This window comes from Ruegeria sp. YTSC230, assembly GCF_059609665.1.
Window position 1 is genome coordinate 193,621 of the sequence record NZ_JBXWMC010000006.1, and the last position, 23,338, is coordinate 216,958.

General features: G+C 53.7%; 20 protein-coding genes and 2 pseudogenes. 12 read left to right on the forward strand and 10 right to left on the reverse strand.

Features of this window, described 5'->3' with window-relative positions; all coding sequences use genetic code 11:
* Nucleotides 1–7: 7 nt before the first annotated feature.
* The 5 genes from AC2FD9_RS13690 to AC2FD9_RS13710 are packed head-to-tail and all read left to right on the forward strand — an operon-like array spanning nucleotide 8 to nucleotide 5,955.
* A complete protein-coding gene (locus AC2FD9_RS13690) occupies nucleotides 8–865 on the forward strand; it encodes an ABC transporter permease (RefSeq protein ID WP_496837384.1) in 858 nt (285 codons plus the stop codon).
* Complete coding sequence (locus AC2FD9_RS13695; protein ID WP_496837386.1) at nucleotides 862–1,842, forward strand: ABC transporter ATP-binding protein; 981 nt, start codon at nucleotides 862–864, stop codon at nucleotides 1,840–1,842. The genes AC2FD9_RS13690 and AC2FD9_RS13695 overlap by 4 nt, the downstream gene beginning before the upstream one ends.
* Complete coding sequence (locus tag AC2FD9_RS13700; RefSeq protein ID WP_496837388.1) at nucleotides 1,839–2,762, forward strand: oligopeptide/dipeptide ABC transporter ATP-binding protein; 924 nt, start codon at nucleotides 1,839–1,841, stop codon at nucleotides 2,760–2,762. The genes AC2FD9_RS13695 and AC2FD9_RS13700 overlap by 4 nt, the downstream gene beginning before the upstream one ends.
* An 11-nt stretch (nucleotides 2,763–2,773) precedes the next feature.
* Nucleotides 2,774–4,420, forward strand: coding sequence for an amidohydrolase (locus AC2FD9_RS13705; RefSeq protein WP_496837390.1), 1,647 nt, complete (start codon nucleotides 2,774–2,776; stop codon nucleotides 4,418–4,420).
* Entirely contained in the window at nucleotides 4,420–5,955 is a 1,536-nt protein-coding gene (locus AC2FD9_RS13710) for a M81 family metallopeptidase (protein WP_496837392.1), read from the forward strand. The genes AC2FD9_RS13705 and AC2FD9_RS13710 overlap by 1 nt, the downstream gene beginning before the upstream one ends.
* A gap of 47 nt (nucleotides 5,956–6,002) precedes the next feature.
* On the opposite strand, the gene AC2FD9_RS13715 is transcribed toward AC2FD9_RS13710, so the two are convergent.
* From AC2FD9_RS13715 to AC2FD9_RS13725, 3 genes are read right to left on the reverse strand one after another with little or no spacing between them, the layout of a single operon-like run.
* Nucleotides 6,003–6,467, reverse strand: coding sequence for a CoA-binding protein (locus AC2FD9_RS13715; RefSeq protein WP_496755601.1), 465 nt, complete (start codon nucleotides 6,465–6,467; stop codon nucleotides 6,003–6,005).
* Nucleotides 6,468–6,470: 3 nt separating this feature from the next.
* Nucleotides 6,471–6,836 carry a 2Fe-2S iron-sulfur cluster-binding protein gene (locus AC2FD9_RS13720; RefSeq protein WP_109310877.1) on the reverse strand — a complete coding sequence of 122 codons (366 nt, stop codon included), beginning with the start codon at nucleotides 6,834–6,836 and terminating at the stop codon, nucleotides 6,471–6,473.
* Nucleotides 6,833–8,188 carry a selenium-binding family protein gene (locus tag AC2FD9_RS13725; protein WP_496837395.1) on the reverse strand — a complete coding sequence of 452 codons (1,356 nt, stop codon included), beginning with the start codon at nucleotides 8,186–8,188 and terminating at the stop codon, nucleotides 6,833–6,835. The genes AC2FD9_RS13720 and AC2FD9_RS13725 overlap by 4 nt, the downstream gene beginning before the upstream one ends.
* Before the next feature lie 70 nt (nucleotides 8,189–8,258).
* Between AC2FD9_RS13725 and AC2FD9_RS13730 the strand changes: the two are divergent.
* The 3 genes and pseudogenes from AC2FD9_RS13730 to AC2FD9_RS13740 form a co-directional block, all read left to right on the forward strand.
* Nucleotides 8,259–8,396, forward strand: a pseudogene (locus AC2FD9_RS13730) (helix-turn-helix domain-containing protein); the annotation flags it as partial.
* A 45-nt stretch (nucleotides 8,397–8,441) separates the two neighbouring features.
* Complete coding sequence (locus AC2FD9_RS13735; protein ID WP_282170083.1) at nucleotides 8,442–9,020, forward strand: IclR family transcriptional regulator domain-containing protein; 579 nt, start codon at nucleotides 8,442–8,444, stop codon at nucleotides 9,018–9,020.
* Between the two features lie 101 nt (nucleotides 9,021–9,121).
* Nucleotides 9,122–9,475: a putative quinol monooxygenase gene (locus tag AC2FD9_RS13740; RefSeq protein ID WP_496837396.1), complete on the forward strand. Its 354-nt coding sequence runs from the start codon at nucleotides 9,122–9,124 to the stop codon at nucleotides 9,473–9,475.
* A gap of 902 nt (nucleotides 9,476–10,377) precedes the next feature.
* Here AC2FD9_RS13740 and AC2FD9_RS13745 read toward each other — a convergent pair.
* The 5 genes and pseudogenes from AC2FD9_RS13745 to AC2FD9_RS13765 all read right to left on the reverse strand — a co-directional run bounded on the left by AC2FD9_RS13745 (nucleotide 10,378) and on the right by AC2FD9_RS13765 (nucleotide 15,244).
* The gene (locus AC2FD9_RS13745) at nucleotides 10,378–11,391 is read right to left on the reverse strand and encodes an autotransporter domain-containing protein (RefSeq protein WP_496837398.1); all 1,014 of its coding nucleotides are present in this window, start codon (nucleotides 11,389–11,391) and stop codon (nucleotides 10,378–10,380) included.
* A 436-nt stretch (nucleotides 11,392–11,827) separates the two neighbouring features.
* Nucleotides 11,828–12,145, reverse strand: a complete 318-nt coding sequence (locus tag AC2FD9_RS13750) for a hypothetical protein (protein WP_496837400.1) — start codon at nucleotides 12,143–12,145, stop codon at nucleotides 11,828–11,830.
* A gap of 236 nt (nucleotides 12,146–12,381) precedes the next feature.
* Nucleotides 12,382–13,051, reverse strand: a pseudogene (locus AC2FD9_RS13755) (transposase); the annotation flags it as partial.
* Between the two features lie 251 nt (nucleotides 13,052–13,302).
* Nucleotides 13,303–13,806: a HupE/UreJ family protein gene (locus tag AC2FD9_RS13760; RefSeq protein ID WP_282169993.1), complete on the reverse strand. Its 504-nt coding sequence runs from the start codon at nucleotides 13,804–13,806 to the stop codon at nucleotides 13,303–13,305.
* Between the two features lie 889 nt (nucleotides 13,807–14,695).
* A complete protein-coding gene (locus AC2FD9_RS13765; RefSeq protein ID WP_496837401.1) occupies nucleotides 14,696–15,244 on the reverse strand; it encodes a Crp/Fnr family transcriptional regulator in 549 nt (182 codons plus the stop codon).
* A 203-nt stretch (nucleotides 15,245–15,447) separates the two neighbouring features.
* On the opposite strand from AC2FD9_RS13765, the gene AC2FD9_RS13770 reads away from it, so the two are divergent.
* The 4 genes from AC2FD9_RS13770 to AC2FD9_RS13785 are packed head-to-tail and all read left to right on the forward strand — an operon-like array spanning nucleotide 15,448 to nucleotide 20,932.
* On the forward strand, nucleotides 15,448–16,425 hold the full coding sequence (locus AC2FD9_RS13770) for a SphA family protein (protein ID WP_496698430.1): 978 nt from the start codon (nucleotides 15,448–15,450) through the stop codon (nucleotides 16,423–16,425).
* Between the two features lie 26 nt (nucleotides 16,426–16,451).
* A complete protein-coding gene (locus tag AC2FD9_RS13775) occupies nucleotides 16,452–17,207 on the forward strand; it encodes a hypothetical protein (RefSeq protein ID WP_496837403.1) in 756 nt (251 codons plus the stop codon).
* A 15-nt stretch (nucleotides 17,208–17,222) separates the two neighbouring features.
* Nucleotides 17,223–19,139 carry a DUF3604 domain-containing protein gene (locus AC2FD9_RS13780; protein WP_496837405.1) on the forward strand — a complete coding sequence of 639 codons (1,917 nt, stop codon included), beginning with the start codon at nucleotides 17,223–17,225 and terminating at the stop codon, nucleotides 19,137–19,139.
* A gap of 5 nt (nucleotides 19,140–19,144) precedes the next feature.
* Nucleotides 19,145–20,932 (forward strand): DUF3604 domain-containing protein, encoded by a 1,788-nt coding sequence (locus AC2FD9_RS13785; RefSeq protein ID WP_496837407.1) that lies wholly within the window; start codon nucleotides 19,145–19,147, stop codon nucleotides 20,930–20,932.
* 204 nt (nucleotides 20,933–21,136) lie between these two features.
* Here the strand turns inward: AC2FD9_RS13785 and AC2FD9_RS13790 are convergent, their stop codons facing one another.
* Together AC2FD9_RS13790 and AC2FD9_RS13795 are read right to left on the reverse strand one after the other, a co-directional pair.
* Nucleotides 21,137–21,502: a hypothetical protein gene (locus AC2FD9_RS13790; protein ID WP_282169987.1), complete on the reverse strand. Its 366-nt coding sequence runs from the start codon at nucleotides 21,500–21,502 to the stop codon at nucleotides 21,137–21,139.
* 290 nt (nucleotides 21,503–21,792) lie between these two features.
* Entirely contained in the window at nucleotides 21,793–22,995 is a 1,203-nt protein-coding gene (locus tag AC2FD9_RS13795) for an Aq_097 family APC-type transporter (protein ID WP_282169986.1), read from the reverse strand.
* Nucleotides 22,996–23,338: the final 343 nt, after the last annotated feature.

Below are 23,338 nucleotides of genomic sequence, written 5' to 3' on the forward strand. Positions count from 1 at the left end.
GAGCGTTATGGGAAAATCTCGTTCCGAACTTGGCCAGATCATCATCGGCGTCGCCCGCGACCCGCTTGGTCTTATGGGCTTGATCATCGTCGGTGTCATCGTGTTCTGCGCCATCTTCGCCTATTGGATTGTACCCTATGATCCGATTGCGATGGATATCAAATCCCGCTTGCAAGGACCGTCCGCCGCACACCTGCTTGGTACAGATCAGTTAGGGCGCGATACGTTTTCGCGGGTTATCGCCGGGGGGCAGGTTGCGCTCAAGGTGGCATTGCCCGCCGTTTTCGGCGCTATGGCGATTGGCCTGACGCTGGGCATGATTGCCGGGTATGGGCCTAAATGGCTTGATAACCTTCTGATGCTGTTCTTCGATACCATCCGATCTTTTCCAACGGTGATGTTTGCGCTTACCGTTGTGGCCCTGATCGGACCCAGCCTGCAGACGGTGGTCTTCGTGGTCATGGCGACCTCAATCCCAACATATGGGCGCGTGGCGCGAACCCAGACTCTGACGCTGCGCAACTCTGAATTCATTTTGGCAGAACGCTCGATGGGGGCCAGCATGGCGCGCATTCTGGGCGTGCATATGCTGCCCAACATCATCGGCGTTCTGGCTGTGCTGGCGGCTATGGATATTCCCACGGTTATCGCGCTGGAGGCGGGGCTGTCCTTTCTGGGGCTGGGCGTGAAACCTCCTACCCCCAGCTGGGGTGCCTTGCTGAAGGACGGGTACTCATTGATCCGCCAAACCCCCTGGTTGGTGGTCGGTGGTGGGCTCCCGATCATTCTGGCGACGCTCGGATTTACCTTCCTGGGTGAAAGCCTGCGCGATGTGGTTGACCCGAAACTGAGGAAACAGCGATGACCGACACACTTCTGGAAATCGACCACCTCAGCGTCGATTACGAAACAGGCCGTGGTGACCTCAAGGCTTTGAGGGACATCACATTCGACGTCAACAAAGGCGAAATAGTTGGCATTGTCGGGGAATCCGGCTGCGGTAAGTCCACTCTGATCTCGTCCATCCTGCGTTTGACAGCGCCCAATACGCGGTTCCGCGACGGAGAGATCAGGTTCAAAGGACAGGATCTGCTGCGGGCCTCCGAACGACATATGCGCGACTTGCGTGGGTCGGACATATCCATCGTCTTTCAGGACCCGATGCAAACGCACAATCCGGTTCTGACCATCGGGCAGCAGATGCTGGACATTCAGCACCGCTCCAAACAGTCAAAGGCGGACAAGCTGGCCCACGCAGCCAAGATGTTAGGCGCTGTTGGCATTCCCGATCCCGAGGCGCGCCTAAAGCAGTATCCGCATGAATTCTCGGGCGGGATGCGCCAACGGATCGCCATTGCAATGGCATTGATGTCCGAACCTGACCTTTTGATCGCGGATGAGCCGACGACAGCGCTGGACGCAACGTTAGAGGTGCAGATCATCGAACGCCTGCAAGAGCTGCAGCGCGAGTTTCACTGTGCCATCCTGTTTATCTCGCACCATTTGGGCGTGATCGCGGAACTCTGTGACCGGGTGGTGGTGATGTATGCCGGTGCGGTTGTCGAAAGCGGGGACGTACGTGAGATTTTTCACAACCCAAAACACCCCTACACACGCCGCTTGATCGAATGTGACCCCGGTCATATCAAAGAACGAGCGCGTGTTTTGCCGACCATTCCCGGTGAAGTGCCTGATCTGGCCAACCTACCGGGTGGCTGCATCTTCCGCGATCGTTGTGATCAAGCGATGGCACGGTGCGCCACCGAAGTTCCGCCGTTGGATCAATTGAAAGAAGGCCATCACGCCGCATGCTGGCTGAACCACGAGGAGGTCACAACATGAGCTTGCTGAACGTCGTGGACCTTAAAACTAGCTATGGCCCAGTCAATGTTTTGGCGGGTGTCAGCTTTACCGTGCAACCCGGCGAGACTTACGCGCTGGTTGGCGAAAGCGGTTCTGGCAAAACGACTGTTATTCGCGCCATTGCGGGTCTTGCGCCTGCGCAAGACGGCTCAGTCACTTTTGAGGGCCAGGAAATTCGCGGCGCGCCGGAACGTGTCATGCGTCCGCTGCGTAAAGACATGGCAATGATGTTTCAGGATCCGGTGGGAAGCCTGTCGCCGCGTCTGACAATCCGCAGCCTGATCACTGAGCCTTACCGTATTCAGGGTATGAAAGACAAAGATCTGGATGCAGAAGCCAAGCGACTGCTGGAAATGGTCAATCTACCCACGCATTTCGCAGACCGCTATCCCTACCAGTTGTCGGGTGGGCAAGCACGGCGTGTAGGCGTTGCCCGAGCGCTGGCGTTGGAGCCGAAATTGATCCTCGCGGATGAACCGACCGCAGGCCTCGATGTGTCGGTGCAGGGTGAGCTTTTGAATCTGCTCAACGATCTGCGCGAACGGCTGGGTCTGGCGATGGTAATCATCACCCACAACCTCAGCGTTGTACGCCACGTGGCCGACAGAATGGGCATCATGTATCTAGGCCGGTTGGTAGAAGAAGGCACAACAGAGACGATATTCAGAGATCCGGGCCACCCGTACACCCGCTGCCTGTTAAGCGCCAACCCAGAGCCGGATCCGGATGCGCGGTTGGAACGGATCGCCCTAAAAGGTGAACCCCCCAGCCTGCTTAAACGCCCTTCGGGATGTGAATTCCGTGAACGCTGTCCTTTTGCCAAGGATATCTGCACCCAGACCCCACAATGGGAAGTGGACGGCGGCCATGGGCTGCGTTGTCTGGCGCCGTTGTCGTAGTAGGAAGTCCAATGCTAAGTACACTTTTTTTCAACGGCACAATCCTGACTATGGATGCGCAGAATTCTTCGCCGGAGGCAGTTCTGACCGAAGGAGACAGGATTAAGGACGTTGGAACCGAGGCCGATCTGCGCGCTTCCATGCCTGCGGATACTAAGGAACGCAACCTGCGGGGGCGCACTCTGATGCCCGCGTTTATTGACTCACACGGGCATTTTCCGGATCCCGGGTTCATCCGGCTGTTCCGTGTTGACCTGTCGTCGCCTCCTCTAGGGGATTGCCGGACCATGGCGCAGGCGTTGGACAGGCTTCGGGAAAAGGCTAATGCAACGCCCGAGGGTGAATGGATCATGGGGGTGTCGATTGACAATACCTCTATTCTCGAAGGTCGCATGCCCACGCGGGCCGAGTTGGACAAGGTATCACAGCGTCATCCAATCTGGGTTATTCATGCATCGGGTCACAACGGCACGGCAAATTCTCTTGCGCTTGAGAGGCGTGGGGTTACCCGTCACACACCAGACCCGGACGGCGGCCGTTTTGGCCGCGACCCTGAAACCGGAGCCCTAACGGGATTGATCGAAGGTCTTTCGGCCATGGGAGAGATGGGCGATACCGATTTCCTGATCGACCGCGAAAGGTTCTGGCAGGGCTTTGATGCCTGCCGTGACGAATATCTGACCCATGGGGTGACCTATGCCCAAAATGCCTGGACGTCGCAAACCATGCTGGATCACTTCGCCAGCCTGCCCGCAGACCAGGATCCGGGAATTGATATCGAGCTGTTACCCGTCGGGAGTCTGGAACCAGAACTAAGTACCCAATGGATCGGCACGAACTGGCCCTGCAACCCGCATTTCACACTAGGTCCGCGCAAACTGTTCACGGATGGGGCCTTTCAACTGCAGACCGCGTATCTGACTGCCCCGTATTTCAAGCCGGCTGATCCAGAACATCCACGTGGGATGACTTACACCTCGCAAGAGCAGCTGGATGCTGATGTCAGCAAACTCCATAGCAAGGGACTACAGATTCATTGCCACTGTAACGGCGATGCCGGCGCAGAGATGTTCATTGATGCGGTTGAAAAAGTACTGCGAGCGTCCCCCCGTACAGATCATCGTCACACCATTATTCATGGCCAGGCCCTGCGAGATGATCAGTTAGAGCGTATGGCCCAACTTGGCCTTACTGTTAGCTTCTTTCCCGCCCATGTTTATTTTTGGGGGGATCGCCACTACGACACCTTCTTGGGCCCCGAGCGGTCCGAGAGGATATCCCCGGCCGCATCAGCCGAGCGGTTTGGCGTGCGTTATACGATCCACAACGATGCGTCAGTCACGCCAACACGTCCAATCCACTTGGCCCATTGTGCGGTAAATCGGAAAACCTCTTCAGGCCGTGTGCTTGGCGAGGATCAAAAGATCAACGTTCTGTCAGCTTTGCGTGCCCAAACCATCGACGCCGCTTGGCAGGTCTTCAAGGAGGATCGGCGCGGATCAATCGAACCGAGTAAAGTTGCAGACTTCGTTGTCCTTTCGCGCAATCCCCTTCACGATCCGAACCATCTGAAGGATACACAGGTGCTCGAAACGATCCGAGCCGGTCAAAGTGTTTTTGCCGCAACGCATGCCAAAAAAGAAATCGAGCACACCTAATGAAGACCAAGCGTATTGCGATTGCGGGGTTTCAGCATGAAACAAATTGCTTTGGTGTGACAAAGGCCGGTCTCCCCGAGTTTGAGATGGCAGATTCCTGGCCCGGCATGTTGCGCGGTGAAAAGGTCTTGTTGGAAACGGAGGGCATGAACTTACCCGTCGCAGGTTTTGCTGCGGCTGCTCAAGCCGCAGGGGTTGAGGTTGTTCCAATCCTTTGGTGTTCTGCCGAGCCGTCTGCGCATGTAACCGATCATGCATTCGAAACGATTTGCGGGATGTTGTTCAATGGAATCCGAGATGCCGGCCACATTGACGGCGTTTATCTGGATCTCCACGGGGCAATGGTCACTGAAAGCCTTGCTGACGGTGAAGGAGAGCTTCTGCGCCGTATTCGAGAGCTTGTGGGTCCCGGAACTCCAGTGGTCGCAAGTTTGGATCTGCACGCCAATATCTCTGCTCAGATGGTCGAATATACGGACTATTTGTCTGTTTTTAGAACCTATCCTCATTTGGATATGGCGGAAACCGGCGCACGATGCGTTCCTGTCCTGCAGCAATTGCTGGCGGGCGAAACACTATACAAAGTGTTCCAGCCGGTGCCATATCTCATCCCTTTGCATGCGCAACATACGGGCTCTGCGCCATTCGACGAAATCTACCAGTTACCAGTTAGACTTGAGCGGCAGGAAACCTTGGCCGACATTGCTTTGGGCTTCACGGCGGCGGACTTCCCTGACACCGGCCCGGCCTGCCTTGCCTACTCAGCCACAGCCCAGAAAGCCGCCGCCGCCGCCGAAGAAATCGTCAACTTGTTTATATCCCGGGAAGCCGATCTTGATTGTTCGATGCTGTCGTTGGAGGGAGCTGTTTCGACATGCCGCGAAAGACGGGAAAGACCCGTTGTTCTCGCAGATGTTCAGGACAACGCTGGCGCGGGCGGGACGTCTGATACCACAGGGTTGCTGGCCGCACTGATTGAGGGTGGGGTAAAGAGTGTTGTGATGGGTCTTTTCCATGATCCGGACAGCGCAATGCAAGCCCATGAGGCAGGAGAGGGTGCACTGATTGAGTTGGCAATCGGTGCAAAGTCCAACCTGGCTGGACACGTTCCGGTCAAAGCAGAGTTTGAGGTCCTGGCTTTGGGTGATGGCACTTGCCGCTATACCGGAGAAATGTATCGCGGTGGCGTGGCAACGCTGGGCAAAACAGCTGCTCTGCGATTGGTTGGGCACGAGGCCGATATTGACCTTGTCGTCACAAGCATACGCAATCAATGCCTGGATCGTGCACATTTTACTCATATCGGGCTAAACCCTGCGAATTATTCAGTGGTTTGCGTGAAGAGCACCACCCACTTTCGAGCTGACTTCGAACAGATTGCAGGGAGTGTTTTTGCGGTCTCTTCTCCAGGCGCCTTTCTCTGCGATTTGGAAGAAGTCCCTTACGCTTGTATCACTAGAAGGCTTCCTAAGGCCCGTGAAGCTGATTTCGATGTTCGTGGAGTTGTAGGCACTAGGAAACTGCCCACTCTATGAAATGTGCCTGTTTGGCTACTCAGCAAACCACATTCCATTAGGATCCATCATATCTTCAGATCGAGGCGGGGCTTCCAAAACGGCCGGAAGAGTTCAATCTTCGGACATCGATTCATCACAACTTTGAGGCCCGCATCCTCGGCGAGCTGTGCTGCTTTGTCGTCGTAGACGCCGATCTGTCCCCAAAGAACTTTGGCTCCGATCGCGATGGCCTTTTCGGCGAAGCCAAAGAGTTCTTCCTTGGGACGGAAGACATCCACCATATCAACGGGTTTGTCGATTTCTTCGAGTGAATGATAGACCTTCAGGCCCCTGATTTCCTTGACGTTCGGGTTAGGGTTTACCGGCAGAATGTCGTAGCCAATTTCGCTGAGTTGTCGCAGAACGCCGTAGCTAAATTTCGTTTTGTCGGCGCTTGCACCAACCATTGCAATGGTTTTGACCGACTTCAGGATCTCGGCGAGATACTTGGGGTCGTAATCATACATACGGTCGATATCTGCTTCGGGCATCGGTTAACCTTCCTTCGGCGTCGCAATGTCTGCTTTGAGTTCGTGGGGTTTGAGTGGATCGAGGAACGGATTGCGGTAAAGCTTGTCATGGCTCTCAACCCCGATCTCCAAGGTGATGTTTGACGTCGCGCGTGCCACGCAGAGGATTACGTAGCCATTGGCGATCTGCCTATTGTTCAGCGCGACCTGTCGGCGCTGATCCACCGTGCCTGTTTTAAGTTTCGCGGCGCAGGTAATGCAGCCGCCGTATTTGCAGCCGAAGGGCAGATCAACACCCTGTTCGCGTAACGTATCCAGTAGTGGGCGTCGTGCGTCCACCTCATATGTCGCGCCATCCCTGTTGGCGATCGTCACAGTATGCGTTGTCATAGCCAAATGTCGCTTGTGCAATCACCGCCTGGATACCGGCTCTCGTGGCAGCGCGAGGGGCCATTTGGCTCTTTCCCAAAGTCCACGATGAAGTCCTCGTTGATCTTCATGCCGCCGTTTTCAGGATCGCAATCTATCATGACCATCACACCGCCTTTTTCGCGGATCTCGGGATAGAACTGGTTGTCCCAAGTCGAGAACAACGAGGTGGTGACATAGAGTCTGCGCCCGTCGAGAGAGAGTTGGAACATCTGCGGCCCACCGGCGACTTCAACCCCATTAACGGTTGGCGCTTTGCCCAAAAGCCCACCCATGAACACCTGGCCGGTCAGTTTGGGATTATGCGGGTCGGTGATGTCGTATTGGCGCATGTCGCCATGAAGCCAATTGTTGAGATAGAGGTATTTGTCATCCATCGAGATCAGGATCGCCGACATCACTCCTGGCAGAGGGATCGGCCATTCAGGGTGCATCTCATTCTCGACGTCGATGATCTTTGCCCATTGCCACTTATTCGCGTCGTCCTTCCACCAGTGAATGACGTTGGTCGACAGCGCGGCCCCACAAAACCCATGCGTGCTGTCTGGGTCATGGTGGAATTTGACTTCCAACGGCAACAGCCCGTCTTCGCCTAGATAGAAGCTTTCAACAGGCTCGCGTTTTTCGAAATCCCAAAAATGCAACTCGCGCCCGTATTTCAGGTGACCCACTTCTTCCAGATCGAAACCCGGCATAAAGGTGTTGGGCGCGGCCCATTCGGAACTCACCATCACGTTGTGACGGGGCTGATACCAGAAATCATAACCGAACTTGATGCCGCCCATCGAGTTCTCCCAGCGGCCGACGATGTTGAATTCTTTATCGAGATGCAGATAGCCGCCCGGAGCTTCACCCTTGGCGTCTCCAAGGAAGGAAATGATGATCTCCGAACCCAGACAATGCACTGTATGCGGCCCTGACAGATCGGCCTTGGCCTTAATCTCGGCCCCGTCGATAACCTTGTGCAGCCGTGGTGCGCGTGGGTCAGTGGCCGTGTCGACGATATGTAGGTTGTTGGAACGCACACCGGGCAGGATCAGGTATTTTCGCGACATTGAGCCGTCGTCGTGGCAGGACGAACAAGCATTCCAGCCCATGTGATGAAGTTCATCCCCGATCCCCGGCATTTCCAGCCGGTGGATCACCTGAGAATAAGTTGGGCTTTCCGGGTCTACATCCACTGTCGCAAGATAGTCGGGCTTCTGAATGCCCGTGCCTGTATAAATGGCAATCGTGTAAAGAAGCTTCTCACGGGGGGCTTGGATTGCCTCTTGCGGGCTGGCGTAGCCCGGTCCGCAACATGCACCATCCATCGTTGAACCCTCCCTTGATCACGATTACGGTATCGTATATCGAAAATACTATTATCGTATAGTGAGAAAAATGCATCTAGAACGCTTAGCGCTGATATTGGAAGTCGTAGGTCAAAAAGGGCATGCGACTGTCGCGGAAATTTGTGCACAATCCGATCTCCCTAAGCCAACAGCCTATAGGTTGGTTCAGGATCTTGTTTCGTCCGGACTGTTGCAGACATCTGCGAGAGGGGAGTTTGCCATTGGAACCCGATTGAAGCGTATCACCCGGAGTGATCATTCTGATCCTGCGCTTCTGGAAGTGATTGCGCCGATCCTGGCCACCGGCGCCAGAGACTACGGGGCTGCGTTCTTTCTTTCCCGACTGCGCGGCAACTGGGTCGAGATCATTCACGTGGCCACGCCAGAAACGGGCGTGTCATATCTTCACCCGGGTGTGGGCAAACGGCCTATGCACGCGTGCTCTTGCGCCAAGGCAATTGCCGCCGTTTCTCCAGAGCTGCTGTCTCATGGCGAATTGAACGGGCAGCTCAAGCGGTACACCGAGCACACCATTACCAGCGGAAAAGATCTGGCAAAAGAACTCGATGTCATTCGGGCCAAAGGATACGCCGAATGTGTCGAGGAGCTGGAAAGAGGTATAAGTTCTGTTGCAACAACACTGGGCAAAACAGGTGTTGGTTCGACGTTGTCCATTGGCGCCACAGCTTCCGTTCGGGTGTTTACGCCTCCAATGCGGGTCAAAATCGGCCAAGCACTCATCGAAATGTCGCATGAGTTATCATCTGCCCTAGGATGGGATGGCGCAGACGCGAATATGAAATCCGCCTAGGTTAGTGTTGGCTAAAGCAGTGGAGAAGGTTCACGCCATCCGGCGGCGTCGAAACGTTTGATACCATTAGACGGGTTTACGGGCGGCCAAGGAGGCTAAGTATGGACGATGGAATGCGCGGGGGATTCTTCGCAGTTAATGTCAAACCTGAGCACCGGCAGTCTTTTTTGAACGCCAGCATCTTTGAAGCGCAAAGTGTTGTAAGCGAAGAGGCAGAGGTTTTCCAGTTTCAGATCATGGTGGACTTGGCAAATCCCAATCGGTTCTATTTCTACGAAGTGTTCCGGGACGAAGCAGCCGTTCAGGATCACTGGGATTCTGAAGCTTTTAAGAACTGGTTGAACACGGTCCAAACAATGCTGGATGGTGACATCGAAATTATTGCTCGGATGCGCTCGCTTTTCCCAACGAAAAAAGGCTTCGAGGCCCAAAAACCAAGCCTGCTGCAGTGGTGAATCCGACCGGACGTTTGAAATTTTGGTCGCTGTGAGAAAGCGACCGGATGTAGCGCTTGCCGGCTTTGGGCACGTTGCAAAAGCACAATAAAATATGCTCTGCGGACGCCGCCGCCGTTCGCTGCACGTACTACCCAATCGGATATTTCGGCAAGGTTGCACAGGTACCTACTTTTGCAAAGTCGTGGCATAGTAGCCCAAGGGGTATACACACGCGATCTACACCGGACCTTACCAGGCTTGGACGGACCGATCTCCGGGTAGTGTTCGAGAAGGTAAGGGTAGTCTGGGGAACCGCACGTCGGCCAACAATGCGCAGTGGGGTAAGCAAGCTGGTGCCCCAGTTCAGATGATATCACATTGTCCAAGAGTTTTTGCACCATCACAAGGGTCTACGGTGGTTCGCGGATGCTTGTCGATTGAAACGCAACCTCAAGCATCCGACATCAATTTTCGACGCTCTTAGGACCAAGCATTAGTGCATGCATCATTGCAATCTTCGTCAACCGAATACTCTGATATCAAACCGTAACCAGCGCCAGATTCTTTAGCAGTTTGGTAGATTTTGTTTCAGTATGATCGCGTGCTTTCGAACTTGCGTGGATTTGCGTTTGCGATACAGATGTTCGAACATCGTGCGCGTGCCCGGGGTTGTCGTAGGCACGCAACGAACCTGCTCTAGACATTCCCGCACTGCCGACAAGCGCAAATACCGTAGCAGATGCAATCATTACTTTTTTCGTTTTAGGTTCCTTTCGGTCGAGCATGTTTGAAGCGCTGTGTGTGTCTTTTATTTTACAATCTGCGGCTCAGATTTATTGCGCTGGCAGACTATGGTTTTAGGAAAAGGTATTAAGCTAATGCCTGAAACCCATTTCGCTTCAGACCAAACGCAAGATACTTTAGAACTGGACCTCGACGCCGATGTTCCAGCCGAAGGAGTGGTCGTTCGAGCTGCTTCCCAAACCGGTTTCACTGGTGATCTCACCATAAAGCCATGAGCGATCCGAAAGCGCGACATCGCCACCTATGCTCAGGGCCGCTGTGTTCTGGCCTCGCTCCGTGAACACTGCGCTTTGCCCAAACACCACCGAGGTCGCGTTGTCGAACGCATGATAAAAGTCGATTTGACCATACAGCATCGAATTGTTTGCAAAGGCACGTTCAGCACGCAATCCGACTCGGGCGGTCAACGTGTCACTATCCACCAGAGATCCGATCTGACTACCCGCGACTCGATCAGGGACATCGTCCATGTCGATATCGCTGTACATGACCTGCGCTTGCGGGATGAGCATCCATTCGTTCGGAAGCGTGAAGGGCTTGCCAACCTCAATAGATATCTCATACCCACTGCCATCGGCATCCACTGCGCCCCCGCCATTCGGACGTACCTGGCTGTCGAAAAACCCATAGCGAAGCTGCCCGTCGATATAGAACATACTATCCGCAACCCAAAGCGCGCTCAGGGTTGCATCATAGGCGTTGGTAGAGATATTGGCGTTGGCCGAGCTGGTGCCGATGTTCGATGACAGGCTGCCGATGCCAAATTCCAGTCCGCCAAACAGCTGTCCGCCCCCGACCTCACCCAAAGGCAAATTCGCGCCAAACCGCAGACTGCCGCTGTTCGTCGTCATCTCGCCGTCACCGACATCATAGCTGTCGCGTTCACCTTGGGACTCAACCCAGAACAATGGTCCTGCGGTTGTTGTCAAGTCAGTCAGCGCCAGGCTACTATTGAATGGTTTGGAACCGTTGCTTTCCGCTGCAGTGTGGTTGCGTATTTGCGAAACAGATGAGCGAACATCCTTTGCATAGCCGCGTTGCCCGAGGCCATGCGACGGGCCGGCCATGCAGATTCCAGCACTTGCAACAATCGCGAACACTGTAACGGATGTAATCATGACCTTTTTCATCTTTTTGCGCCTTTCAGCTAAGCGTGTTTGGTACGCTGTGGGTGCAATAAAGATGGCAATCTGCGGCTCAGATTGATTGCGCTGGCAGGTCAAGGTTTTGAGAAAAGGCATCAAGTTAACGCCCGGTCGGGCGTCTTTCGCAGTGGGCGTTAACTGTCAGGCAAACACTGGTTTTGCGGCAACCGCGCGCCGGATTGATCACGTAGAAGCCGACAAGTGCACCCATTCCGCTGTTGGTTTAGTTTGAAAGAATGGTCACTGGCTACGCGTAATGGCAAAGTAATTGATCGGTTTGTGACCTAAGAATTTAGCGGGTCAATGAAGCTCCGTCACATCACAGCGTTTAGCCAGCAAAAGGGGCTAACCGGCTGGAGTTAATCACCGGCATATCTCGCCCCGCTGTTCACACAGCCGGGTCTCTTGCGGCATCGTAGGCTCAGCGCCTCATTCGTTTGATCACTGTACCAGCATCAATGTCAAAAACGTTCTTTAGCTTTCTTGCATCAATGTCCACCTCAGGCAATTCAAGGAAATAAAAGGTCACGCCGCCGATAAGTTCTGTCCCGTGGCTGCCCGCTTCCCTGCATTCTTTACATACTACAGGAGATTTCCCATAACCCCCCGAAGATGACATCGTGCTCTGCAATTGCGTTTGTGACGTCGCGGGGCTTACGTCAAATGTGTTTGCAAATGTCACCCCAGACAATGCTGCAATAACAAGCGAGACAACGGGAGCAATCACTACTTTTTTCATCTTCTGGCTCCTTTTTTGTTAAGCATATTTGGAACGCTGCGTGTGCACTCAATTTGGCAGCCCGCTATCCAAATTGATTGTGTTGGCACGTCAGAGCATTGTGAAAAGGCATCAAGATAGCGTCCGTTTGCGATGGCCTCTGAAACAGGCGCGGCCTCTGGCACGTAAACACAGAATTTTCGACGGCCTCCCGCAAAACTGAACCGATGGCAGCGTAAGCTTAGAGAGAATCTGGCTCATCTATTTTGTTTGATTGTGCGGTGAAGCAAACGTCGCGTTTCGGTAGTCTTTCGTTTGATCCTTTCTCGTCGTTTTAGGATGGATTGCTCGCGCCCGAAATAGACATCTGCGGGCGTTAAGATTTGCAGGTTCTTGCATTTGGGTTTGTGATTGTAGTGATCGACAAATGCACTGATCTGATGGTGAAGTTCACCAGGTATGTCGCCGTTTTCAGCAGGGTGCGGGTCTTCAGAGTTTGGTGTCAGCGCTTGATCTTGCCTTGGGTTTGCGGGTGTTTCGGCGTGCCCTTGACGTGTTTCATCTGTTGATCACCTTGCCACTCGGCAAGCTTGTCCGAGACGTCGCTTGACCCGTAATCACCTAGCAGTTTTGGCTTGTGCAGGACCATTGCCTGATCGCATCCTGAGGCTTGCAACGCTAGGCCGAGCGTGTTGGTCACATCCTCGGCCTTCATCGTCGCGCAGAACTTCCAGGCGATGATGTACGGCTGTAGTCGTCGAGAGTAGTAAGCAACCCCAGCCAGCCGATCACTTTCAGATACGTGAAGTCTGTCTGCCACAGCTGGTTCGGCTGTGTGGTCTTGTTACGGAGCTCGTCTGCGACAGACAGAACCACCTCGGCCGGGCTGATGATCAGGCCAAATTACTTGAGGATGCGATAGACCGAAAACAAGAGCATTCAGAAGACTCATCTTTCCCGAACGAGATTGGGTGTTTCAGGGCGGAGAGCGGAGGTTCGCAGCAGCCGCGAGTTAGTGAGGTTGCGAAATCGGAAGCAGATATTGAGCACGCCTCAAACTATGTTTTTCTTGGCACTTCGTTACAGAGTTCCTCGCTGCTGAAGGTGTCGACAATCGTAACTAGTATCGTTGCGAATGGGTTCCTTTGTTTGACCCTGCTTACCCAACTCTGGGCCTATTATTGGGTATTGCACCCAAAATAGGCGAGCCACTCGGCTATCCAAAAACGTAGCCACGCAGCCGATGACATGTCCCGTTGCGGAAGTGAGGTGGCTGAGGGCATATTGCCATTGGCGAAAGAGGAATGGAACGCACGGTGGATTACAGATCCTGTCGCGATGATGTTCACGACAAACGCAATCTGGCCTGCCTCGACCCCATGGTTGAATGCGACAAGCGTAGTTGGAGTATTACTGCCAGGCGGTTCAATATCCCGCAGACCACCGGCGAAATCGAGGCCGCGTAACAGGCCGAAGCCAAACGCGATGAGCCATGTTGAACGCACGAACAAACGCACCTGCTTTTCGTCCCGTTTGAGCACTTCAACTGCCTGGAGTACAATAGGCAGCGCTATGATCGCTCCAACCGGGGGCGGGTATTGAAGCATGAGGTAGTGCGGCAAGCGGCATTCATCAGCGACAGCGCAACGCAAAGAACATCCAAGAAATCGGCGCAGGATCATTGCGGCAACTTTTCACTCAGATTTTCCGGAGTGGGCATGGAGATGTCTACTTTGCGTTTCAACTCATTTATCTGCGTGTCGGGAAGCTCGGATTTCAAATCGCGGTGCCAGTCAAATAGAACCTCATCACGAATGTCCTCAAGCGCGCGCAAGGCGGGCTATTGGAGCGTATCTACCCACAAAATATTGGCGCAATATCCCCAGGGCACCGGGCCGGGCCTTTGTCCAGGCGGCAAGCTGCTGGTCGATTCAATAAAATGCACCCAAACGTACCGGCGACTTGTTGGCCAGGTGTTATCGCAATAATTGCCGGTAGCAGACTAAGTGTGCCAAAATCATCCAGGTTCGCCCCGGAATTCAACGCAGCGATTGTTGTCTCAGTGGTTTCTGGGTCGAGATCAGGCCCAAATCAGATTTGATGAAACGCAATTGCCACTGGACTCAGGAAACGCTCAGAGTATTTGTTAAGGTTCTCTTTCAGTGCCGCATCGTCAGGTTCCGTCGGTTGCACCACCTACAGTGTCAAAAAGTGCGTCTTTTTCGCCAATCTGCGGCGAATGGCACTTTCGCCACGATCAAGGACTGGTGCGCGCCCCTCGCGCGCCAACCCGTTTGGACGCGAAGTCAGTTAATCTAAAGTTGGAGGTCGCTGCGAGGGTGTCTGAAATTGTTGGATCCACCGATTAATATCCACGTCATCAATGACAATCTGGCTCAGATCAACTCGGGATGTAGGAACGAATACCAGCCAAATATTGCTAGCCCAAGAAGAAAGAAATGTAACAGCGGCTCTTTGCGAAATAGCTTGTGTATTCCGGAGTTTGGTAAGTTTGTTGGCTGCTACAAAGCTGATCACAAAACCGGAAGAGCGCTCCTTTGCCTGGGACCATTATTGCGGGACGACCACAAGTGAGCCGTATTTTCGCTGAACCAACCCGTCGGCCTCCAGCTCTGCCACCAGCTTGGCGAAGGCACTTCGGGACAAGCGACAAATCTCAGCCAAATGCTGTTGGGTCAGGGGTATGGCGCGGGTCGGTGCAAAAGCGTCGGATATCCTGGTCAGGATTGTAAGGCTGCGCAGTTTGGAATCCGCCAGCATAAGATCACGGGCAACGCGAATGGCAAGTGCGCCATTTATGACGGCCAGTGCCCCAAGTGCACGCCATATCGGTTGGTCGTCCTGCTCTAGTTGGATCAAAGCCTCGTACGGGACCCGAAGCAGCTGGCAATCTGTCAGAGCAATCGCGCCAATCTGACGGGGCAAGCCGGTGATTGCCGCCGCCTCTCCAAACCAGGCACCGGGCCCGAACACATGGCCCAACACGATCCCTGATTGGCCATCGTCCAACTGAATTCCAACAGCGCCTGACACCACGGCAAAGACGGATTGATCGTGATCAGAGAGTGCATAAATTCCCGCACCACTTTCGACACTCACACTGCGACCTGAATTTACCAGGCTGTTAGCCAGACGTGTATCTATCGCACGAAGCCAGGGAGATGCCGCCACTAAGGCCTGAATCTCGTTTGTTCTGGGTGGTTTCTGCATCAAATATCCAATTTAAGACAATCTCCGCACGCGTTTTGGATTATCATATCTGAAAGCGTGCGAACAAGCGCTCTGTATCTGGGAGAGTGAATTTGAAGACAACAATAGTGCTACTTGCGTTGTCTGCTTCGGTGTTCTTGTGCGCGCAAAAGGTGCAAGCCGCAGAGGGAGGTATCGAGACCTATCTTCTTGGCAGCCGTGACAGCATGTCGGGCATCCTACCGCCTCCCGGAACATACCTAAATAATGATTTCGTGTATTTCAGCGGCACCGCTCCCAGCATGGCTTCGGGCGGTGTGGTCGTGACGGACCCTGATGTAGAGGTGTTTACTTATAAATTCAATTTCACACATGTTTTTGACGCGCAGTGGGGCAATGCGCGATTGGGCCTCAATTTCAATTTGCCCTACGTTTCGGCAAACGGGCAGTATTCTGGCGACCTCAGCTCGGGGTTTTCCGGAACCCTCAACGATGACGGCGAACATGCCTTTGGTGATATCGTTCTTTCGCCTCTCTTCAACTGGAGCAAAGGCAAGTTACACACAACATTGGCCTTACAGTTCTTTCTGCCCACTGGCCACTATCAGACGACGCAAATCAACGTCGCAAACCGGTCGATTGACGCCCTGAATGCCGGAAAAAACCGATTTGCATTTGACCCAACCCTGTCGATGACCTGGTTCGACCCGACCACGGGATGGGAGTATTCAGGATCGTTTGGCGTCACCTTCAGCGCCGAGAACGACGCAACCGACTATCAGACCGCGCCCGAGGCGCATTTTGAAGGCGCGGTCATGCGGCATTTGCCCAACAAACTTGCCCTTGGGCTAACGGGATATGCCTACCATCAGATCGGTGATGACAGCGGCAGCGGGGCGGATGGGATCAAACAATTGCTTGGCGCTGATAGTTTGGAGGCCAGTGTTTATGGGCTGGGCCCGATCGTCACCTGGTCAACCCAGGTTGGCCAGACGCCGATTTCAATCAAGGCAAAGTACATCAAGGAGTTTGGGGCCAAACGTAGATTTGAAAGCGACAAGGTCTGGATGACCGTTGGATTGGTGTTCTGATGAGGTGTGTTCTGTCTATTGTCCTGATGGCTGTCATTCCGACCTCTGCGATTGCACAGCAGGACAATCAGACATTGGCCAGCCAAGCCAGCGACCCGACCGCGTCCTTGATGTCGTTTCAACTGCAGAATTTCTATTCACCTTCTTCGCATAACGCGAACGGGGCACTGAACGTTACCCAGTTTCGCGCCGCCATTCCGTTTCAGTTGGGGGGGATCAGTAACATTGCCCGCCTGACGCTTCCCTCGGTTACGTATAACTCAAATGGCAACACCGGGATCGGCGATGCCACCCTATTCAATCTGGCAGCCTTTGACCGTTCGTGGGGCCGTTATGGGATCGGTGTCGTGGCCCTGCTGCCAACGGGTGCTGATGGTGTCAGCATCGAAAAATGGGGGTTGGGGCCAGCGCTTGGTTTCGTGGCGCGGCCCGGGTGGGGGCTTGCAGGGCTATTCAATCAGAACATTCTGACTGTTGCCGGCGACAACACGCGACCGGACGTTAACATTTCGACTCTGCAACCCATCGTCAGCTACACGCTTGATCAGGGCTGGTCGGTCGGCACATCTGACATGACTGTTGTATACGATTGGGACCGATCACAATTCACCAGCCGGCCGATTGGGCTGAAAGTCTCGAAGTTGAGCAAACTCGGCGGTGTCCCGGTTCAGTGGCAGCTGATCTATGAGCGTAATTTCTATGATACCGGCACCGGGCCACAAGACACGATTGGCCTGACAGCAAAGCTGTTGGTGCCGAAAAGACGATGGGCGGATATTTGAACGAAAGGGTTTGAGATGACCATGCATTTGACTCTGGCAACTGCACTTGCGGTGTCACTTACGTTACCCGCGCTGGCGCAGGATACGGCCTCGGCTGACAACGCGGCTGGTGACCTCAAGGGGCAGCCTTATTCTCCCAATGCCAACCGGGGATTTCCGACCAGGGTCCTGTTCGGTGATACGCATGTCCATTCGGCATTGTCGGCGGACGCAGGTGGCGGCGGCACGACTTTGATGCCGCGAGATATGTACCGGTTCGCCCGGGGCGAGCAGGTGACGTCGAACACCGGGCAACCCGTCAAGCTTGAGCGTCCTTTCGACTTTTACATGCTGACTGAACACACCGATGGTATGGGGGTGATTACTGACATCAAAAAAGGTGCGCCAAATATCATGGCGGACACACAGGGCAAGAAGTTTCACGAAGCGTTCGCAAAGGGCGGTGACGAGGCCAAACAGGCCAGCATCGACCTGATCGCGCAATTCAGTCAGGGCACGTTGAGCCAGGCGTTGCTGTATCAACCCGGGATGCCAGGCTATGACAATACCTGGCGCGATCTGGTACAGGCCGCAGAAGAATTCAACGACCCGCATGTCTTTACTGCGATGATCGCTTATGAATGGACCTCGTTGACCGAAGGCAATAACCTGCATCGCAATGTCATCTTTCGCGATGGACCTGAGAGGGCGTTGCAAGTGGTTCCATTCCTGATGGCGCCTCCAATGGGCAGCCCGGATCCCCGCGATTTGTGGAAATGGATGCAAAGCTATGAGGACAAGACCGGAGGGGACGTGCTTGCTATTCCGCACAATCCGAACCTCAGCAACGGCATCATGTTTGCGCTGAATGACACGTTGAACAACAACGCGCCTTTTGACCGAGAGTATCTGCAAACCCGGCAGCAATGGGAAAAACTGGTTGAAATTGGCCAGACTAAAGGAGACAGCGAAACCCATCCGATGCTGTCCCCGACAGATGAGTTTGCAGAATACGAACGGTGGGATTGGGCCAATCTGGATGTCTCCGAAGCCAAAACGCCTGAGATGCTCGCCACGGAAATGGTGCGCAATACGCTAAAAAATGGTCTGGCTTTTGATCAATCCGATGGGATCAACCCCTTCAAGTTGGGCTTTGTGGGTGGTTCGGATATCCACACCGGGCTGACCACGCAGCTCGACAACAACTTCTTTGGCGCATTCACTTGGATGGAGCCGTCAAAAACCCGCGCCACCTCGGTGGCCAAAGGGAATGCGGATTTGGGAATTTCCTATAAGGGTTGGCAATATGCCACTCCGGGTCCGACGGCCGTCTGGGCCACTGAAAACACCCGGGCGGGTATCTTTGACGCGATGGAACGGCGCGAGGTCTATGCGACCACGGGCCCACGCATCACAGTGCGGTTCTTCGGCGGAGACTTCGTGGCCGACGACATCAAACACCGCGAGTTGGCCCGGATCGGCTATTCCAAGGGTGTCCCGATGGGGGGCGATCTGGCGGGTAGCGATGCACCGTCTTTCCTTGTTTACGCCCTGCGTGATCCGATTGGCGCTAACCTGGACCGCATCCAGATTATCAAGGGCTGGGTTGATGCAAACGGCGAGACCCATGAAAAAATCCACGACGTGGTTTGGGCCGGTGATCGCACGCCCGGTGATGACGATAAATTACCACCCGTCGGAAATACCGTCGATCTGAGCATCCCAAGCTGGACCAATGATATTGGCCGGGCTGAACTGGGTACCGTGTGGACTGATCCGGAGTTCGACCCCTCGCAGCACGCATTCTACTATGCTCGTGTTATCGAAATCCCGACGCCACGCTGGACCGCCTATGATGCGGTTCGCTTTGATGTCGACATGCCCGATGAAGTCAAGATGATCACGCAAGAGCGCGCCTACACCTCGCCAATTTGGTACACACCTGAAGGATGAAGCCGATGAAAACACTTATTATTGCGACATCCACCTTGGCGCTTTCGACTATGGCGTTGGCGGAACCCAACCCAATGCGTAACGCATACTTTGGCGAGACCCATATGCATACGGCACTGTCGCTGGATGCATATATCGGTGGTGCACGACTGATGCCGTCTGACAGCCTGCGCTTTGCCAAGGGCGAGTCAGTCTTGGTAAATGGACGTCACAAACAATTGTCGCGCCCGCTCGATTTTGCAGCGGTCAGCGATCACGTGGAATATTTGGGCGAGATGTATTCGACGATATTCCCCGAGGCACCAGGATACGAGCAGGAAGATCTGCAACAACTACGCAGCTTGGAAACGCTGAAAGACAAACAGGATTGGTTCTACAAGTACGTCATCGCCAACAATCGCGGTGAAAATCCTACCCACCCACCTTTCTATCAGGGGCCTGAGACCACCAAATCCGGTTGGCAGATCATCATCGATGCCGCCGAGGAACACAATGATCCGGGCAGTTTTACCGCCTTGATTGCCTTTGAATGGTCCGCAGCGCCGAACGGTGGCAACATGCATCGCAACGTGATTTTCCGCGATAGCGTGGTCCCGGACCTTCCGATGTCCAGCTATGATTCCAACAAGGTCGAAGACCTCTGGGACTGGCTGCAAAACGCACAAGACAATGGATCAACCCTTTTGGCGATCCCGCATAATTCGAACGCGTCAAAGCAGCAGATGTTTCCCGAACTCAACAGTTTTGGCGAAGCTCCAGACAAGGACTGGGCCAGCACTCGGCAGGTTTGGGAGCCGCTAATCGAAATGATGCAGATCAAGGGTAATTCTGAGGTACACGAAGCATTCTGGCAGGCGGATGAGTTCGCCGGTTTCGAAAACGCAAATTCCATCCAGAAAAACTCAAACCGGTATTTCCACAAGCGCGACTTTGTGCGCGAAGGGTTAAAACTGGGACTGGCGGCCCAACAGGAGTTGGGCGTAAATCCCTACAAATATGGGTTCATCGGCGGCACTGACAGCCATAACGGCCTGACGTCAGATGTGGCCGAAGATGACTTTATCGGCGGTCACGGTCCCGAAGATGGCAGTGTTGATCGACGTCGCAAGGGCGGGGTTGGCGGTTGGATCGACGGCATCGACCTTTCGATTGGTTCACTTGCTGGTGTCTGGGCCGAGGAAAACACCCGATCTTCGATTTGGGACGCGATGAAACGGCGTGAAACTTTCGCTACATCCGGGCCTCGGGTCAAAGTGCGGATGTTCGGTGGCGCGGACCTTGCGGGCAATCCGACCGACCCCGTTGCGATGGTGGAAGATGGCTATGAAAACGGCGTACCGATGGGTGGTGATTTGATTGGAGACAAAGCGCCCACTTTCACCGTATATGCGCAAAAAGACCCGGACGGCGCCAATCTGGATCGCATCCAAATCATCAAGGGCTGGGTCGACGCAACGGGCGAGATCCACGAAGAGATCATTGACGTGGCCTGGTCCGGCGATCGCGAGATCGCCGCAGATGGCAAACTTCCTTCGGTGGGCAATACTGTCGATCTGAAAACTGCACTGTATACGAACGACATTGGCGCCCCAACATTGATGGGCAGTTGGACTGACCCCGGTTTCGACCCAGAGCAAGGCGCGTTCTATTATGCACGTGCTATCGAGATTCCAACACCAAGGTGGTCGACGTATGATGCCGTTCGTTCTGGCCTTCCTTTGTTGGAAGAAGTCCCCGCCACAATTCAGGAACGCGCCTGGGGCTCGCCGATCTGGTATTCACCCACCAGATAATCAGAGAATTCAACTTGGGCAACAGTTGCGTTTTCAAGTCGTACAACATGCGGAAAGCAACGCCGGGTCCAAATCCTGAAGAAGTGCGGTAGCCCTTACCGGTAACGCATGTAGCTCGCAACTAACGGTTTCTTCCCGCGTTGTGTCCGAGATCAACTGCAGGCCCAGTGTGACGGCCGGAACAATATCCTTTGTATCAATCTATCAAAGCTCGGGCTGCGCTGGCGCCTCATCGTCGACTGGTGTTTGCTGATGTGACACGAGCTTCCAAATACCTGCATCGTTCAAATAGGTCGACGCACATAGCGCATGGTAAATCGGAGCGTCAGGACGCTCGGCTGAAACCCGATATGCGAGAACAGCAATCTCACCTTTTTGATTGAAATGTCGGTCGCTCATTCGAACCGTCCGCCATCCTGCCGTACCTTGCGCACCAGTCGTACCGCGTTGAATTTTCGCTGGGTACGGGAAGATCATCACGGCATCTTCAGATATTTCTGAATGTGCGGAATCGAAACCGTTTAACCACAGCCGCTCTTCTGTTGCCCAAAGTTGGTCTTCAGTGGTCATTTCCCTCTCCTTTATTGCGTTTTCCTCAATAGAACATGGCGCTTTTTGAAATCTGTTTCTGAATTGACCCCAAGAAACTGGAAACAAGAATAATTTCTTTCATAGGTTAGGCGTTCTGCACCTAGCCGTCACCTCAATTGGTGTTCTGGGCGCTATCGGGTCAAATTTCCAGGGTCTGCGAACCTTTAACGCCACTTCAGTTGATCTAAGCGAGGAGGCGAAGCCGGCTTCGTTCTGACATAACCGAGTGTTGAAAGCGTTCGGTTTTCCATTCCTTGGTGCAATCCTATTCAACCAGCAGGAACCCCAAAAATAAAAACCGCTCCGGAAACAACACTTAGGGCCAAAAAGGCAGCGGCTTTTTTCTCGTCACCCTTACGCTTACGTGCAGCTTCAAATGCGACCAGGCATTGAAGGGCATAAAACAAGGCAAAGGCACGGCTTGCCAAGGCAATTACCTGGTCAACATCAGTCGACCACAGAATGCCGATTCCAACCAGCGCAATTAAACCATAGGCGTGGCTGGGGTTTACGCGATCATGAGTGATCTCGCCGATCAGGCCGGCATCCCCAATACTGTCTGCAACAGATGCGCTAAATTGGCTGGCTGTCGCAGCAATTGTCAAAGAAATCGGCAGTATGCCCGCGACCAAAGCCGAGACAGATATAACAGCAGCAACTCCCTCTCCCTGAGACAGATCTATCAGCAGCGGCGAAAGGAGTATGAAGAAGACAATGTAAATAACCCCGGAGAGCAACTGCGCATTCCACATCGCCTTAATTCTGGTCTGCGCATCAAATTCCTCGCCCATGAACCTTGTCGTTTCAAATCCCTGCACAACAATCAGCAACCCGAGAAGAACAGGAAGTGACTTAAGCTCGAATTTGCCAGCAGCTGACAGAAAGTCGCCTGGCCCGACGATCTTCCCGAATGCAAAAACCGCAAGAGCCGCAAGAAAACCAGCTATCACTGATAGATTTAAAGCTGTCGCATAGCGTTCAACGCGGGCAACTTTTTGCGCTCCACCGCTCCAACCTAATAGCCCAATTGCTATCAAAAGACTTATCGCGATGGGTTTTGCTAACTCTGGCCGGTCGATATTTGCGCCCTGTAGGACAAAGTGCCCGAGAAGGGCAAGATAATAGGAAACGGAAATGAAGTAGGCAAATGCGAGAACAATATGACTGAGTTGCTCAATCGAATGCAGAACATGATCCTTGTCAGCTGCCAATTGCGGTTCGACAACTCTGATGTTGTAGCGAATTGTCCATCCAATCAGCATTGCCACCAGAATTAACAGCGCCATCGCAAGCGCAGCAAAGCCCCCGAACTCCCGGGCAAGCAGAGGGGCGGAAACCAGAAAACCACTCCCGATGATTGAGGCGAGTGGGGTAACTGTGGCGCGCCAAATCGCGGTTTGTGAAAACGGAGCGAACAGTAATCCTAAAAGAACGACTGCTCCAATGGCCACAAAGGTAATTGTCGGTATCAAATCAACAGACCTATCCGGTTCGGGCGTGTTCTTCGCCTCTTGAGAAATTCTATCCGATTTAACTACTTCTAACTGTGTTTCGGCCCTTTCCCTATGTTTAATCTAAGCATTGATTATTTTGCTGTTGTTGAGAAAATTTCCTGACAGGCTCCGTTGCGTGTTGCTGCCATCCATAGGGATGCGACACTCGGGCGTGCACCGAGTAAGTGGTTTGGCGAAGCCGCACCGCAGCACTTGCGATCAATATGAAGGTCCGCTTTGGGCCGAAACCAAACGCCGGATTTTAGTTCAGGATCAAATCATATGTCTCATCACCGAAGTATAGGTCCGTGCAAAGCTATCC

Bases quoted from the DNA above. Each gene is read 5' to 3' on its own strand.
- AC2FD9_RS13740 (WP_496837396.1), top strand. From the start codon at position 9,122: ATGGACGATGGAATGCGCGGGGGATTCTTCGCAGTTAATGTCAAACCT.
- AC2FD9_RS13775 (WP_496837403.1), top strand. From the start codon at position 16,452: ATGGCTGTCATTCCGACCTCTGCGATTGCACAGCAGGACAATCAGACA.
- AC2FD9_RS13700 (WP_496837388.1), top strand. From the start codon at position 1,839: ATGAGCTTGCTGAACGTCGTGGACCTTAAAACTAGCTATGGCCCAGTC.
- AC2FD9_RS13715 (WP_496755601.1), bottom strand. From the start codon at position 6,467: ATGCCCGAAGCAGATATCGACCGTATGTATGATTACGACCCCAAGTAT.
- AC2FD9_RS13745 (WP_496837398.1), bottom strand. From the start codon at position 11,391: ATGAAAAAGGTCATGATTACATCCGTTACAGTGTTCGCGATTGTTGCA.
- AC2FD9_RS13695 (WP_496837386.1), top strand. From the start codon at position 862: ATGACCGACACACTTCTGGAAATCGACCACCTCAGCGTCGATTACGAA.
- AC2FD9_RS13720 (WP_109310877.1), bottom strand. From the start codon at position 6,836: ATGACAACGCATACTGTGACGATCGCCAACAGGGATGGCGCGACATAT.
- AC2FD9_RS13790 (WP_282169987.1), bottom strand. From the start codon at position 21,502: ATGACCACTGAAGACCAACTTTGGGCAACAGAAGAGCGGCTGTGGTTA.
- AC2FD9_RS13785 (WP_496837407.1), top strand. From the start codon at position 19,145: ATGAAAACACTTATTATTGCGACATCCACCTTGGCGCTTTCGACTATG.
- AC2FD9_RS13760 (WP_282169993.1), bottom strand. From the start codon at position 13,806: ATGATCCTGCGCCGATTTCTTGGATGTTCTTTGCGTTGCGCTGTCGCT.
- AC2FD9_RS13690 (WP_496837384.1), top strand. From the start codon at position 8: ATGGGAAAATCTCGTTCCGAACTTGGCCAGATCATCATCGGCGTCGCC.
- AC2FD9_RS13710 (WP_496837392.1), top strand. From the start codon at position 4,420: ATGAAGACCAAGCGTATTGCGATTGCGGGGTTTCAGCATGAAACAAAT.
- AC2FD9_RS13705 (WP_496837390.1), top strand. From the start codon at position 2,774: ATGCTAAGTACACTTTTTTTCAACGGCACAATCCTGACTATGGATGCG.
- AC2FD9_RS13750 (WP_496837400.1), bottom strand. From the start codon at position 12,145: ATGAAAAAAGTAGTGATTGCTCCCGTTGTCTCGCTTGTTATTGCAGCA.
- AC2FD9_RS13725 (WP_496837395.1), bottom strand. From the start codon at position 8,188: ATGGATGGTGCATGTTGCGGACCGGGCTACGCCAGCCCGCAAGAGGCA.
- AC2FD9_RS13780 (WP_496837405.1), top strand. From the start codon at position 17,223: ATGACCATGCATTTGACTCTGGCAACTGCACTTGCGGTGTCACTTACG.